The sequence below is a fragment of the Microcystis aeruginosa LEGE 91341 genome (genome assembly GCF_015206885.1).
Lineage (GTDB): Bacteria > Cyanobacteriota > Cyanobacteriia > Cyanobacteriales > Microcystaceae > Microcystis > Microcystis aeruginosa_H.
In genome coordinates, this window is sequence record NZ_JADEXY010000112.1 from 1 (window position 1) to 14,343 (window position 14,343).

The 14,343-nt window shown below is 44.6% G+C and carries 16 protein-coding genes and 1 tRNA gene; 7 read left to right on the forward strand and 10 right to left on the reverse strand.

What is annotated here, in order from left to right:
* Positions 1-29 precede the first annotated feature (29 nt).
* From IQ234_RS15710 to IQ234_RS15720, 3 genes are all read left to right on the forward strand, one after another.
* The gene (locus IQ234_RS15710) at positions 30-1,928 is read left to right on the forward strand and encodes an NAD(P)H-quinone oxidoreductase subunit F (protein ID WP_193957765.1); all 1,899 of its coding nucleotides are present in this window, start codon (positions 30-32) and stop codon (positions 1,926-1,928) included.
* A 150-nt stretch (positions 1,929-2,078) separates the two neighbouring features.
* Positions 2,079-2,150 (forward strand) — tRNA-Thr (locus IQ234_RS15715).
* Positions 2,151-2,585: 435 nt separating this feature from the next.
* Positions 2,586-3,473, forward strand: a complete 888-nt coding sequence (locus IQ234_RS15720) for a lipid kinase (protein ID WP_193957766.1) — start codon at positions 2,586-2,588, stop codon at positions 3,471-3,473.
* Between the two features lie 2 nt (positions 3,474-3,475).
* On the opposite strand, the gene IQ234_RS15725 is transcribed toward IQ234_RS15720, so the two are convergent.
* Positions 3,476-4,531, reverse strand: a complete 1,056-nt coding sequence (locus IQ234_RS15725) for an amino acid ABC transporter substrate-binding protein (RefSeq protein ID WP_193957767.1) — start codon at positions 4,529-4,531, stop codon at positions 3,476-3,478.
* A gap of 36 nt (positions 4,532-4,567) precedes the next feature.
* Entirely contained in the window at positions 4,568-5,308 is a 741-nt protein-coding gene (locus IQ234_RS15730) for a TIGR00297 family protein (protein WP_193957768.1), read from the reverse strand.
* A 44-nt stretch (positions 5,309-5,352) separates the two neighbouring features.
* Between IQ234_RS15730 and IQ234_RS15735 the strand changes: the two genes are divergently transcribed.
* Positions 5,353-6,057, forward strand: coding sequence for a cytochrome b/b6 domain-containing protein (locus tag IQ234_RS15735; RefSeq protein ID WP_193957769.1), 705 nt, complete (start codon positions 5,353-5,355; stop codon positions 6,055-6,057).
* A gap of 101 nt (positions 6,058-6,158) precedes the next feature.
* Here the strand turns inward: IQ234_RS15735 and IQ234_RS15740 are convergent, their stop codons facing one another.
* The 4 genes from IQ234_RS15740 to IQ234_RS15755 all read right to left on the reverse strand — a co-directional run bounded on the left by IQ234_RS15740 (position 6,159) and on the right by IQ234_RS15755 (position 9,432).
* A complete protein-coding gene (locus IQ234_RS15740) occupies positions 6,159-6,776 on the reverse strand; it encodes a class I SAM-dependent methyltransferase (protein ID WP_193957770.1) in 618 nt (205 codons plus the stop codon).
* 287 nt (positions 6,777-7,063) lie between these two features.
* A complete protein-coding gene (locus IQ234_RS15745) occupies positions 7,064-7,303 on the reverse strand; it encodes a 2Fe-2S iron-sulfur cluster-binding protein (RefSeq protein WP_190357805.1) in 240 nt (79 codons plus the stop codon).
* A 9-nt stretch (positions 7,304-7,312) separates the two neighbouring features.
* Positions 7,313-8,788 carry a cobyric acid synthase CobQ gene (gene cobQ, locus IQ234_RS15750; RefSeq protein WP_193957771.1) on the reverse strand — a complete coding sequence of 492 codons (1,476 nt, stop codon included), beginning with the start codon at positions 8,786-8,788 and terminating at the stop codon, positions 7,313-7,315.
* 242 nt (positions 8,789-9,030) lie between these two features.
* On the reverse strand, positions 9,031-9,432 hold the full coding sequence (locus IQ234_RS15755; protein ID WP_193957772.1) for an Npun_F0494 family protein: 402 nt from the start codon (positions 9,430-9,432) through the stop codon (positions 9,031-9,033).
* A 115-nt stretch (positions 9,433-9,547) separates the two neighbouring features.
* On the opposite strand from IQ234_RS15755, the gene IQ234_RS15760 reads away from it, so the two are divergent.
* From IQ234_RS15760 to IQ234_RS15770, 3 genes are all read left to right on the forward strand, one after another.
* A complete protein-coding gene (locus tag IQ234_RS15760; protein ID WP_193957773.1) occupies positions 9,548-9,850 on the forward strand; it encodes a hypothetical protein in 303 nt (100 codons plus the stop codon).
* A gap of 55 nt (positions 9,851-9,905) precedes the next feature.
* On the forward strand, positions 9,906-10,361 hold the full coding sequence (locus IQ234_RS15765; RefSeq protein WP_193957774.1) for a (2Fe-2S) ferredoxin domain-containing protein: 456 nt from the start codon (positions 9,906-9,908) through the stop codon (positions 10,359-10,361).
* Between the two features lie 100 nt (positions 10,362-10,461).
* Positions 10,462-11,142: a response regulator transcription factor gene (locus IQ234_RS15770; RefSeq protein WP_193957775.1), complete on the forward strand. Its 681-nt coding sequence runs from the start codon at positions 10,462-10,464 to the stop codon at positions 11,140-11,142.
* Positions 11,143-11,235: 93 nt separating this feature from the next.
* On the opposite strand, the gene IQ234_RS15775 is transcribed toward IQ234_RS15770, so the two are convergent.
* The 4 genes from IQ234_RS15775 to IQ234_RS15790 all read right to left on the reverse strand — a co-directional run bounded on the left by IQ234_RS15775 (position 11,236) and on the right by IQ234_RS15790 (position 14,192).
* A complete protein-coding gene (locus IQ234_RS15775; RefSeq protein ID WP_193957776.1) occupies positions 11,236-11,640 on the reverse strand; it encodes a DUF1622 domain-containing protein in 405 nt (134 codons plus the stop codon).
* 104 nt (positions 11,641-11,744) lie between these two features.
* Complete coding sequence (locus IQ234_RS15780) at positions 11,745-12,344, reverse strand: ATP-dependent Clp protease proteolytic subunit (protein WP_002734165.1); 600 nt, start codon at positions 12,342-12,344, stop codon at positions 11,745-11,747.
* Between the two features lie 35 nt (positions 12,345-12,379).
* Positions 12,380-13,066 (reverse strand): ATP-dependent Clp protease proteolytic subunit, encoded by a 687-nt coding sequence (locus IQ234_RS15785; RefSeq protein ID WP_002746650.1) that lies wholly within the window; start codon positions 13,064-13,066, stop codon positions 12,380-12,382.
* A gap of 139 nt (positions 13,067-13,205) precedes the next feature.
* Complete coding sequence (locus tag IQ234_RS15790; RefSeq protein WP_193957777.1) at positions 13,206-14,192, reverse strand: zinc-dependent alcohol dehydrogenase family protein; 987 nt, start codon at positions 14,190-14,192, stop codon at positions 13,206-13,208.
* Between the last annotated feature and the right edge of the window lie 151 nt (positions 14,193-14,343).

Below are 14,343 nucleotides of genomic sequence, written 5' to 3' on the forward strand. Positions count from 1 at the left end.
CCCCAACACCCTAACATTTAATCCCCTGAATGAAAGATTTATTCCTTTACACTTGCTGGTTAATTCCTATTTATGGCTTAATTGGTTCGATTTTAACCCTACCTTGGTCTTTAGGCATTATTAGTCGCACCGGTCCGCGGCCGGCCGCTTATATTAACCTATTGATGACCGTTTTAGGGTTAATACACGGATCGATCGCTTTTAATCAAATTTGGCATCGAGAGACGATTAAACTGGCTTTTGAATGGGTAAAAGTGGCCGATCTTAGTTTATCCCTTTCGATCGAACTTTCTCCCGTCAGTTTGGGGACGCTAGAAGTGATTACCCTCATCAGTCTCCTGGCCCAAATCTATGCCCTTGGCTACATGGAAAAGGATTGGTCCTTGGCGAGATTTTATGGCTTAATGGGCTTTTTTGAGGCAGCTTTAGGGGGAATTGCCCTTAGTGACTCCCTACTATTCAGTTACGCTTTCCTAGAGATGTTAACGGTCTCTACCTATCTCCTCGTCGGTTTTTGGTATGCTCAACCTTTGGTCGTAACTGCGGCCCGAGATGCCTTTTTAACCAAGCGCGTCGGCGATATTATTTTATTGATGGGTTTGGTGGCTCTGTCTAGTTACGGAGAGGGATTAAGTTTTTCTCAGTTAGAAAATTGGGCGGTAAATAACCCTGTACCGCCTCTGACGGCGACTTTGTTAGGATTAGCCCTTATTGCTGGTCCAACGGGTAAATGCGCCCAATTTCCCCTGAATTTGTGGCTAGATGAGGCGATGGAGGGACCAAATCCAGCCGGAATCATGCGGAATTCGATCGTGGTTTCGGCGGGGGCCTATGTTTTAATTAAGCTGCAGCCAGTGTTTACCCTATCTCCGATCGCTGCCAATGTTTTAATAGTTTTGGGGACAATGACGGCAATTGGGACTTCTCTGATGGCCCTATCCCAAATTGATATTAAACGGGTTTTATGCCACTCCACCAGTGCCTATCTCGGTTTGGTCTTTATTGCGGTGGGATTAGGTCATGTGGATATCGCTTTACTAATTTTATTCTCCCATGCGGTCGCAAAAGCCTTATTGTTTATGAGCGCAGGATCATTAATTCTCACCACCAGTAACCAAAATATCACGGAAATGGGGGGAATTTGGGCAAGAATGCCCGCCACAACCATGGCTTTTTTAGGAGGTTCTGCGGGGATGACGGTTTTAATGCCCTTGGGGATGTTTTGGACGTTAAAAAAGTGGTTAGGTGGCGAATGGGCGATTCCTTGGTGGTTATTAGCGGTTTTAATCTTTGTTAATTGTCTTAGCATCATCAATCTTACTCGGGTCTTTCGTTTAGTCTTTTTGGGACAAACCCAAAGTAAAACCCATCGCACCCCGGAAGTGGCTTGGCCGATGGCTTTGCCCATGGTATCATTGATTTTAATCGTTTTATTAGCCCCGATTATTCCCCTACGTTGGGATTTTTGGCTATCTTTCACCAATCCTCTCCTTAATAACCAGAGTTTCACCATTGTCTGGGGTTTTCCCTTACTGATGGCCTCTGGAGTAATTGGCCTAGTTATCGGGTTAACGGTAGAGTTAAGACGAGCTTGGGCCAGACCAACTGGGTTAATCCTGCGATTCCTGCAAGATTTGTTCGCTTATGACTTCTATCTCGATCGCATCTATCAGTTTACCGTGGTTTTAGCGGTGGGCAGCTTGTCAAAAATTACCGCTTGGATCGATCGTTATATTATTGATGGTCTGGTTAATTTAGTCAGTTTAGCGACGATTTTTAGCGGCAGTGCCTTAAAATATAATGTTTCCGGTCAATCGCAATTTTATGTCTTGACTATTCTTTTCGGAATAGGGGGATTAATCTGGCTCTTATTAAACGGTCAATGGTCACTGATAACTAATTATTGGTCATCCCTGTTAACTCATTGAACCTCTGTGTATTGGTCCCTAGTCTCCCGGCAGCTGACTAGGGAAGGAAAGCAGGGTGATGAACAGGATCGACGAGGAAAAAATCTCCACACTTCGACACGGCTCAGTGACCTCTTGGTCTATTTGTGTTATAATGGGTTGGTTAAAAATGCTGGTGTAGCTCAGTGGTAGAGCAGCTGATTTGTAATCAGCCGGTCGCGGGTTCAAATCCCATCACCAGCTTCTGGGAAAACTAACTGTTTTCAGTCCTTACAAGGCTTTGGTGGCTAGGGTTGCGGCAAAGTCTATATAGGGTTTGCGGCAAAAAGTTTTTCGGTGGGTGTAGGGTTTTACCGATTTTGAGGTAGTCAGTTAAGCTGTTCGTAATTTAAATTGCTTGTTGAGACGAAGCAAAAGGCAACAGTAAAGCGATTGGGGGAGGTTCGGCTAATCTAAGAATAAGCGGTTTAAATGCGTCTTAGCTTACCTAATTTTCAGGGAAAAAGTACCTGAATTTTACCCCCGATCACTCCCAGACCCGGCACTTTTTGAGGGAAAAAAGTCTAAAAGCCTTATCCAACAATGTTTTTAGACTTATTCAGCAAAGCCTATATACAATCTCTCAAAAAGCTGGTGTTGGTTTATCTTCAGATATTGATGCTACTGAGAAACTTACCTATGACTAAAAGAGCTTTACTACTAATCAATCGTCACTCGCGCAAGGGTAAAGAAAACTTTGCTCAAACTGTTGATCTGCTCAATCATTGGGATTTTGAAATTATCAGCGTCCCTTTGAAAAAGGTAGAAGATATACCTTTTTTGCTGGAAAAATATCGCTCTAATATTGATTTAGTTATTGTCGGTGGTGGTGATGGGACTCTTAATGCTATGGCGGATATGTTGGTAGAAACTCAACTGCCTTTAGGCATTATACCTCTGGGAACGGCTAATGATTTAGCTCGGACTTTAGGGATACCGAATTCTATTGCCGAAGCCTGTCGAATTATTGCCGAAGGTAATTTAAAATATATCGATCTAGGTTGGGTAAATAATAAATACTTTTTCAACGTGGCTAGTTTGGGATTAAGTGTAAAAATTACCCAAAAACTGAGCAAGGGTTTAAAGCGACGTTTGGGCATTTTGGCCTACGCTTGGACAGCCCTACAGGTATTAAGTAAAACCCGTCCTTTTACCGCTATGATCGGTATTGATGGCCAAAATATCAAAGTTAAAACCCTACAAATAGCGATCGGAAATGGTCGTTATTATGGGGGAGGAATGCCGATCGCTCACGATGCCCAAATCGACGATCAAAGGTTAGACTTATATAGCCTAGAAATTGAACACTGGTGGCAAATTTTCCCCCTTTTATGGACATTACCGCGAGGACAACAGGGTTTATTATCTTGGGTGAGAACTCTTAACGGCAAAGAAATTCAAATTGAGACTCGTAAACCCCATAGTATTAACACCGATGGCGAAATTACTAGCACGACTCCCGCCATTTTTCGAGTTATTCCAGCGGCTATAGGGGTCTATATTCCCCGTCAGGAAACACAATCTTAAAACTAACGAAAAGGAGGAGAATACAATAAACCCCCCTTTGTCCAAAGATTATTTAAACCTCGATCGAGTTGCAGGGGTTTACCGATTTCACGATCATAAATTTCACCGTAATTACCCACCTGTTTTAAGACTCTTTGGGCAAAATCATTGGGTAAACCCATATCTTCGCCTAACTTCTCATCAATACCCAAAAAGCGCCGAATACTAGGGTCTTTGCTATCGGCAAAAGTGGTAATATTTTGGGAGTTAATCCCAAATTCTTCCCCTTGAATTAAACTAAAAACGATCGAGCGGACGGCATTCGACCAAGCGGGATCACCATCGGCCACGGCTGGGGCCAAGGGTTCCTTAGATATTACCACTTCTAATAATTGATGATCCTCTGGTCGGGGAAAAACCGAGCGCCGGGCCACCAATTGGGAGCGATCGGAGGTGACAGCCTGACAGCGCCCCGCCTGATAAGCTGTATATAAAGCCTCCACATCATCGGAAACGATCGGTTTATAACCTTGAACTGCCGCTTTTGCCATGGCATCGGCCAGATTTTGTTCTGTGGTGGTTCCCGATAGCACACAAATGGACTTTCCGCTTAAATCTTCTAATTTCTTAATATTACTGGCTTTCGTGGCCATAATTCCCTGACCATCATAGAAAACCGGGGTGATAAACTCCATCCCCAGAGCGGTATCCCGGTTAATCGTCCAGGTGGTGTTGCGACTGAGGATATCCACTTCTCCCGTCTGTACGGCAGTAAATCTCTCTTGGGGGCTAAGTTTACGATATTCGACTTTAGAGGGATCATCAAAGAGAGCCGCCGCAATAGCTCGGCAAATTTGCACATCTAAGCCCGAATATTCGCCCTTTTCATTAACAAAGCTAAACCCCGGCACTTCTCCGTTAATGCCACAAATTAACTTACCGCGATTTTTCACCGTTTGCAAGCGGCCAGCATCGGGACTACTTGCGGTGTTAGAACTAGAATTCGGTTGATTTTCCGTCCCACAGGCAGTAATTAGCAGTAACAGCAGGGACAATGCACAAAAACGCCACTTTAGCATAGATATTCTCTGAAAAATTTTTTTAGTCACTTAATTTTAGCGGAAAGACCAGAGCAAGCTTAACATTATAGCCAAGATCGCACCGATAACCGTATTGATCACATTGACCAATTCATTAGTTAACCACAGAAAGCGGGTTTGTAGGGTAGCTCCGATGAGACTTTCGATATTGGTGGCGATAAATGCCGCAATTACACACCATAACACACCGATAAGATCGATCGCACCGATAGCCCATGCTAGCAGGGAAATCGCCGTGGCTGCCAGCAAACCGGCGAGCGTTCCTTCCAAACTAACAGCACCTTCTGTTCCCCGGGGGACGGATTTAAAATTAGTGATTAGATAAGTAGTTTTACCGTAAGCTTTACCCACCTCGCTGGCAGTAGTATCGGCTAATTTAGTGCTAAAACTAGCCACATAAGCGAGTATTAAGAGGTAATCCCAGGGAGAAGCGGCAAAAAGACTGAGGATAGCGCAAATTGCCCCCGCTAAAGCGGAACCCCAGACATTTTCTGGACCGCGTACCCCCGCTCTTTTTTCGGCGATTCCCTCCGCTTCCTTGCGCGCTAAACCGATGCGGGTGACAGTAGAACCGACGAGGAAATAGAATAAAACAATTAGATAACCGCGCCATCCCAAGCTTCCCCAGACAATTACCCCTAAAACCCAAGCATGAAGATAACCCATCCGAGTTAAGAGCTTTTTTGGGGCAATTGCAGCGATTCCGAGGAGGACGGTATTGAGAAGAACAGCGACGAGCCAAGGATTAGTTAACATAGTGTCTGGGCAAGTTTATATACCCTATTGTATCGATCGAGTTCATGAAAACTAATCAACCCTATCAACCTCTTTTACTGCGAATTCTGCACGGATTCACGGGAATTGTCCTCATTGCCGCCATGGTTACGGCCTATTGGACTTATGATACTTTTGACGGTCGTTGGTTAAAACTGCCCCTACCAGAATATCAAGAAATTGAAAGTATTCATGGCACTTTTGGCCTCTATACTCTGATTATCTTTCCGGTTTTTGCTATCTATGCTTTTCGTCGCGGCAACAAAAGATTAATTCAAAGTGATTCTCTTAACAAATTAACTCAATTTGGTAAGCCGATTTGGTGGTATAGTCTCCATCGTTTAGTCAATACTTTGACTCTTTTTGCCCTAACTTTTGCTTTGTATAGTGGCCGGATGATGGATTCCAAATGGCTACCGGAAGGGGAATTAAATCACTTTTGGTATTATGCCCATTTGCTCAGTTGGTTAATTATGGTAGTATGTCTGGTGCTGCACCTGCTCATGACTGCCAAAGTGGGAGGGGTTCCCCTGTTATTGTCTATCCTTAAATGGGGTTTTCGTGAACAAGATAGCCCGAAATTATGGTTATCTCAATTACGTCAATGGGGGTTAAGTTTGCGTCTAGCCAATACTTTTCAGTGGCTACAATCTCTTAACTTATATAAAGTCTTAGAAATTGTTGTTTTATTGGCTATTATAGCAGCTTGGATTATTCCCAAGTTTGACTAAGCTGTACTGTATTTAAACTGCGTATTGGGAATTTTAGTACAAATGCTCAAATTCCCTGCTACCGTCCTCTCCTATACCTTTTAAACAGGATTTAGTATGATTTATTGACTCCGACGAGCGAGAATAATCATCGTCTTCGCTAAGGGAGCAATACGACCAATACGATAGACTTTGTCCACCGATAAATTAGCTTCTGTTAACAGTTTTGTGATAGTTTTGACAGACCAGAATTTAATATGTCCGTGATCCCAAAGAGCGGTAAAATGCTCGTCCATCTTGCCCGTAGCCGCTAGGGCCAAATTTTTGAGATAACTATGATAGGGAGTGGATATCAGCGCATATCCTCCGGGTTCCAGCAGATTATAAACGGTCTTAGCATAATCGCGCGGAGCATAGACGTGTTCTACCACTTCCAAACTAATTAGCAGCGGAAAAGTACCAAATTTACTAGCCAGATCATCATAGGCGGAGCCAACGTATAGATCAAGTTCAGGATAGGCTTTTTTTGCCTCTGCTAGCCCCGATTCAGAAGGATCGCAGCCACTGACTTGAAATCCTTTTTCTGATAACCAATTAGCGATCGAACCGTTGCCACAACCGAGGTCAAAAATACGCTTTTCAGGAGGGGCAAGATCGGCAAAAATCTGACTTAGAGAGGGGAGCAAATAAGCGTGGGCAGTCCCACAGCAAGAATTTTGATAATGATAATAATCTGACATATCTTAAAATAGTTAATATGTAAGTATTTTTCGTGGTATCACCACTATCGCAGGGTAATACAAAAAGTAACTTTTGTCAAGGGTTTGGTGAAATTTATTCTTACATCCCATTGATAGGATATACCATAGCATTTTATCAATATATTGCATATGCTATTGTCAATGAAAATGATGCAAAAATTAAAAACCTTCGCTTATGTGAGAATTCTCCGAGTCATTATTCTCCTAGTTAGAAGTCGTAAACTTAACATTAATAGCTGACCTCTGTTATCAGAAAACTTTAACAATTACCAGAGCGGATCGGAATATAAATGAACGGTTAAAGAATCTCGATCGCCGGGGATACCAGTAATACAACTACAAATTTGAGTACCATCATCTAATTCTACCTCGCAGGCGTGACAGGAACCCATTAAACAGCCGGTAGGAATGTCAATTCCTGCTTTTTTAGCCACATCTAATAATAGTTCTCCCGTTTCCGCTTCCATGATGATATCATCGGGTAAAAAACGCACTGCAATAGTCATAATTTCTCCTTACAAATGAGCAAAAATAGGTGTAAGATTTAAATGTTCTTCCAGTAAATTAGCCATAGTATCGAGGGTTATTTCTCTTTGTTCACTATAGTTAGCAATTCCCGTAGGCAAAGATAATAAACCGCGACGCTGACGCAGATGATTTAGCCAAGTTCTTCGCCAAGAACCATTATCAAAGATACCATGTAAATAACAGCCCCAAATTGACAGAGAATCATTGACAATTCCTAGACTAGCATCCTCCTCGAACATTTTTTGATAACCTGATTCACTTTCCCATGCGCTTATTCCCTGGTGAATTTCATATCCTGTTACTGGTAAACCCGCTTGGGGAAAATTAGATAAAACCTGTCGTTGACGGGTAATTTTTTCGGCAGTAATTACCGTTTTTAAGGGCAGTAAATTTAAGCCAGCTGCCTCACTATTGGGACCTTCTCGATGGTCAGGATCCAGGATTAATCGCCCTAACATTTGCAAACCACCACAGATGCCAAAGATAATACCTCCCCTTTGGTGATAGGCTTGTAATTGATTAGCCATACCACTTTGATTAAGAGCGATTAAATCAGCGACAGTGGTTTTAGAACCGGGGATAATTACCCCATCGGGATCACCTAAAGATTCCTGTAATTCTAGATAACGTACATTAACCGTTGCTTCACCACAGAGAGGGTCAAAATCAGTAAAATTAGCGATATGAGGCAGACGAATGACACTGATATTTACTTCAGCTTTAGGTTTTTGGGCGGGGCGATCGAGTAAACTGAGAGAATCCTCAGCACTTAAAAAGATATCACTATAGGGAAGGACTCCCAACACGGGAATTTTTGTATAATCTTCTAGCCAAGTAATCCCCGAATCTAAGAGAGATTTTTGTCCGCGAAATTTATTGATCACAATACCTTTAATTAAAGCTCTTTCCTCCGGTTCTAATAATTCTAACGTACCGACGACGTGAGCAAAAGCCCCCCCGCGATCAATATCCACCACTAAAATAGTAGCAGCATCGAGATATTTAGCCACCCGCATATTAGTTAAATCACGATGTTTGAGATTTATTTCCGCCGGACTTCCCGCACCTTCACAGACAACTAGATCAAATTCTGTTGATAATTTAGCTAAAGATTCTTTAATTGCTTGCCAACCTTGGTCAAAATAATTCTGATAATAATCCGATGCCGTGGTGACACCCACAGCCTTGCCTTTAATAATCACCTGAGAGGTCATATTTCCCTGGGGTTTTAATAAAATTGGGTTCATTTCTACCCGGGGAATTGTCCCCGCAGCCCATGCTTGCACCGCCTGAGCGTGACCCATTTCTCCCCCTTCGGCGGTAACATAGGCATTAAGGGCCATATTCTGACCTTTAAAGGGTGTTAACTGCCAACCTTTCCGGTTGAATAAACGACATAAAGCGGCAGTTAAAAAAGATTTACCCGCGTGGGATGTTGTCCCCACTACCATAATTGCTTTCATATAGTTTTTTTATTGAGTATTTTCAGTGAACAGTAAACAGTAATAAGTTAACAGTAAACAGTTGATAACTGATAACAATGACCGAATCTACAACCTAATTTGTTAAGCTAAAAGCTTTGATGTACTTAGTTTATAAACTTTTTTGGCAGGAGAATTGCCAGATTCTTTCTCTTGCCTCTTGCCTTTTGCCTCTTGCCTTCAGAAGCTAATAACTGATAACTGATAACTGACTCCCGACACCATTAAAAAGAAAACCAACGTTGCAGAGTATTGAAAAATCTTTGCCAGAAAGTGGGTTGAGGGAAAAAGTCCCCTTGGGTTTGCCATTTTTCTATTAATTTCCTCCCCAAAGGAGTGAGACGAAAACTATCGGTTATCCCCTGTCCATCTACTTCGCGCCGCAAAATTCCCACTTTAATCAACCAGAGAAGATAGCTTTCCACGGCTGCTTCCGTCAGCAGTCTGGAAGTATAACCTTTTTCTAAACCCCCAGCACCCGGAATGCTTAAAAGTGATACACTTTGCTCCAGCATAGCGGCGAATAGGGTGACACGGAAAGGGGAACAACAGAGGGCCCGTTCGGCCCTAGTGATGGTAGCATCAGGATAATTGATGGCGGTAACGGTGGGAGTCGATAGGCTCATAGATTCCAGTCGTTTAGCTATTGATAAACTCATTGTTACATTGATCTGGCCTCAACCCCTATCAACCCCAATCACGGATAAAATAGGGATGAAGTGTTAAGTAGCTTGAGTGTTTATGCAGTCTCCCGAACCGTTCGATAATAAATATACCCCAGAAGAAGTGGAAGTGGAAATCGAAACCGACGATTTTTCCCCCGTTGATACCCGGGTTAGTTTCGCTGCCACTGTTGAAAAAGTGAAAACTTGGTACGGCAGCCTGTCCACACCAGCACAGGTAGTTGTGGCAGTGGCGGGGGTTTTTGTGACTTTTTCGATTTTAACGGCGATTTTACGGCTAGTTAGCGCAGTTTTAAGCGCTTTAATCCTCGCCGCTATCTTTTATCTCATCTATCGTTACATCCTCAAACCGAAAGTTTAGTCGGCTATGCACATTTCCTGTTCAATGTCAAGGGTTTAGTTGATAAAAAAAATTTATGGAAGAAACAGACACCAGAGATATCTTGGGGGAAAATGCGGCTAAGTTGGGACTGGCCCAGATCCAGCGTCATCTATTTCTCTGCTGCGATCAGACTAAGCCAAAATGTTGTGACAAGCAAGAAGGGTTAGAAGTGTGGGATTATCTAAAGAAGCGGTTAAGTGAATTAGAACTCGATCGCCCCAGCGCCGACCGTCCGGGCTGTATTTTTCGCACTAAAGCCAATTGTTTGCGGGTTTGCAGCCAAGGCCCGATTTTATTAGTGTACCCGGAAGGAGTCTGGTATGGAAGGGTAAACAAGGAAGCGATCGAAAGAATTATCCAAGAACACCTCATCGGTAATCAAATCGTCACCGAATATGCTTTCCTTTGCCACGATTTACCGGCAATTTCCCTGAACTGTTCCAGAGAAGAACCCGAAACAATAGAGGAAAACAGCGTTAAAACTAGCTGAAACCCTAATTAACTACACATATCTAACTACCTTTTACCTTTTGCCTGTCGATCCTTTGTCCGTCTCCATTCCCCCAACCCTGCAGCCCGGAAAAATAGCGATGAAAGAGACCAACAAAGACAACAAACAACTTTTATTAATCGACGATGACCCAAATTTAATACTTTTGGTGAAGGATTATCTAGAGTTTCGTGGTTATAGGGTGACAACCGCAGAAAACGGTCGGGAAGCCCTAGCAATCCTCGAACGCGGGGCAAATGCGGCTAAAGCAAGGGAAATGCCCGATATCATTATCTGTGATCTGATCATGCCGGAAATGGATGGTTATGCCTTCCTCGAAACAATTCGTCAGGACAGTCGTTTTAGTGGTCTTCCCGTGATTTTTCTCTCCCCTAAGGATCACAGTCAGGACAAGGTGACAGGTTTAACCGCTGGGGCCGATTTTTATCTGGTTAAACCCTTTGAACCAGAAGAATTAGTGGCCCTGGTGGAGTCTTCCCTCACACAAGCGGGCCAGTTACCGAAACGCAGCACCCGCAGCCATTCCCCAGATGTCACCTCTGTTCAGGTTCCGGGTAATGTGGAATTAACCCCAACGGAGTTAAAAGTAGTACAATTGGTCGCCCAAGGACTGGCTAATCGGGAAATCGCAACAAAACTCAATGTTAGTCAACGGACAATCGAAAGTCATGTGTCGAATATGCTCCATAAAACCGGTCTTCATAATCGCACGGAATTGACCCAATGGGCGATCGAAAGTAATAAGCTGTTGACTATCTAGGGTTTGCTGAAAAACTGTTTTTGCATACCCTCAATATTCAACAACCTATCAGGGGTTAGTGTCAGATGATTGTCAACTCAGCTTTTTTTGGCATTAAAAATCCCTGAGATTGTCCTGGGCTGCTAGTTGCGATCGCTCTTTTTCCAGGGCCAATTCCGTTTCCAATTCTTGGCTGAGGAAATAGTTGAGGAAAGTCCGGATAATAGCGATGAGGGCGAGTTTTGCCAAGGCTTCTAGGGTGGGTGTGACGGTGGTAGCCACGATGTCTCCACCTAACTGAAACTCTAGGGCTAAAGATAGCCAAGTACCGAAACGAATGCGAAATTGATTAAAGGAAAAAGAAGGACGACTGCGACGGTGACGATTAGACTGCCAAGCTAATTGTAGGGTTTTAATTAGTCCGATTACCACACAAGCGATTGAAAGACTTTCTAGGCAAAACTTGATGATTGCCACAGCAGAGATCAAGCCTGTTTCTAAAGTTGCTAAAAATTCCATACCCAACAGATACCCTCTTATCGGATAAACCAACCCACCATCTAAGGAAGTTTGTCCAATGGCAGTTAGAACAGGTTTCTCGCCTGTTCTAACCTATGGCTGACTTAAGCCGGTCTTCCCTCCACCACCTTATCAATTAAACCGTAGGCGACGGCTTCCTCGGCGGAGAGGAAATAATCGCGGTCCGTGTCTTTTTCGATGCGTTCGATGGTTTGTCCGGTGCGATTAGCCATAATTTCGTTTAATTGCTGGCGAATACGCAGGATTTCCTTAGCTTCAATGTCGATATCCGTCGCTTGCCGGCGCCCGGTTCCGCCCATGGGTTGGTGAATCATAATCCGCGCATGGGGAAGAGCGAGACGCTTACCCGGACTACCAGAAGCCAGTAAAAATGCCCCCATAGAGGCCGCTAATCCCACACAGATAGTCACCACTTCCGCTTTGATGTACTGCATGGTGTCGTAGATGGCCATACCGGCGGTAACGGAACCCCCCGGCGAATTGATATAGAGATAGATGGGTTTAGTGGGGTCTTCCGAGTCCAGATACAGCATTTGGGCCACAAGGGCATTGGCTAACCCGTCGGTGACTTCCTGCCCCAAAAAAAGAATGCGTTCCACCGAAAGACGGCTGTAAATGCTAATCCACTGTTCGTATTGGCTACCCGGCAGACGGTAGGGAACTTTTGGCACACCGATAGGCATAATTGGTAACAACTCCTGCTAATTTGTAATAAATCTTAACTAACTTGGGCGAGGGGTTTCGGTAGTTCCTTGCGACTTTCGAGAACGCGATCGATTAATCCGTAGTCTTTCGCCTGTTGTGGGGTGAGATAAAAGGTGCGATCCATATCTTTCGCTAGTTTTTCGGTGGTTTGACCCGTATTTTTCGAGAAAATCTCTAACATCGTCTGTTTATTGGCGATTACCTCCTTGGCGCGAATCTGGATATCGGTGGCTTGTCCTTGGGCCCCGGTGCGATTTTGGTTGAGAACAATGGTAGCGTGGGGCAAGGAGGCGCGAAAACCCTTGGTTCCCGCAGAAAGAATCATCGCTGCAGTTCCCATGGCCTGTCCGATACAGATAGTATGAACGGGAGGTTTAATGTAGTTGAGGGTGTCACAGATGGCGAAAGCTTCGGTTTCGTAGCCGATCGCGTCACCAGTGTACCAGGATGTGCCGGTAGAGTTGATATAGAAGAAAATCGGTTTTTCGGGATCGTCAAATTGCAGGTAAAGCAGTTGGGCGATAATTAATTCCGTCACGTCCACCCCGACATTGCGCTTGACATCATCGGAGGAAAATAAGGGCAACCCCAGATAGACAATTCTCTCTTTGAGTAGGAGAGATTCCAAGTCCGGTGGTGGTGTCCGATAGGCTGCATCCCCATAATAGGCAGTTTGTACCGCTTTAATCACTGAGTTCATCGAGTTTTTCCGTCATACACAGTATCCTGCTTTTGATTTTAACGTAATCAGGTTGACCGATTGGCAAAAGTGTAGCGGTGGTTTGCCCTCTCCCTGCTTTAACAACTTCTGCTGCTCACCAGTAGTAACAAGCAGATTTCTAGTCGATAATTAGGGCTATTTTCCCCGTCACCGCACCAGTTTCTAGCAATTGATGGGCGCTGATAGCTGCCGCTAAAGGGAAGGTTTGGGAGAGATGAATAGTTAACTTTTTCTCGTCAATTAAACGCGCCCCTTGTCTGAGAATTTCTGTTTGATATTTTTGCGCTTCTGGCAGTCCCATCAAAGCCGGGGTTAACATTAATTCTAAACTAATCCGCAAATTGCGATCGCGCGCTTCCTTCCAGCTGCCCGTAGGTTCCAAAATCGTCACCATATCACCATAAACTCGCACCGCTCGGCAAGTCTGCCCAAAAGTTGCCCCTCCCACCGTATCAAAAGCGACATCTACCCCTTTCCCTGCGGTTTCTTGAAGTATCGCCGCGACAAAATCGGTTTGTTTGTATAAAATCGGGTAATCTGCCCCTAATTGCCGCACTAAACGCTCTTTATCGCTATTTCCCACCGTTGTATAAACTTTAGCCCCCCTCAGTTTCGCCAATTGAATTGCGACATGACCAACACCCCCGGCCCCGCCATGGATAAGGACGCTTTGTCCCGATTGCAGACGAGCGCGATCGTAGAGTGCTTCCCAAGCGGTGATTAAAACCAAAGGTACAGCGGCCGCCTCGGCAAAAGAAAGAGATTTCGGCTTGTGAGCCAGATAATCCGCCTCGATCAGGGCATATTCGGCATAATTTCCCGTGCCAGCCCTGCCCAGTCCGCCGCTACAAAAGTACACTTCATCCCCGGGACGAAAATCCTGCACCGCAGCCCCAACGGCCTCGACAATTCCCGCCCCGTCACAGCCCAAAATGGCTGGCATTTGCTCGGGATAAAAAGTGCCGCGTTTACGAATTTTTGTATCAATAGGGTTGACACCAGCCGCTTTTAATGCCACTAAAACCTGATGCGGTTGACTAATTTCTGGGGTGGGGACTTCCTGAAGCTGCAGGACATCCACGGCAGTCATGAGGATAGCTTTCATTCTATCTAGGGTTTGCTGAAAAAGGTTTTCCTGAGGGCAGGGATCCCCCCGCCTACCGGCACCCCCCTTATCAAGGGGGGCAGGGGGGATCCCGCCTACCGGCACCCCCCTTATCAAGGGGGGCAGGGGGGATCAGCACCCCTTATCAAGG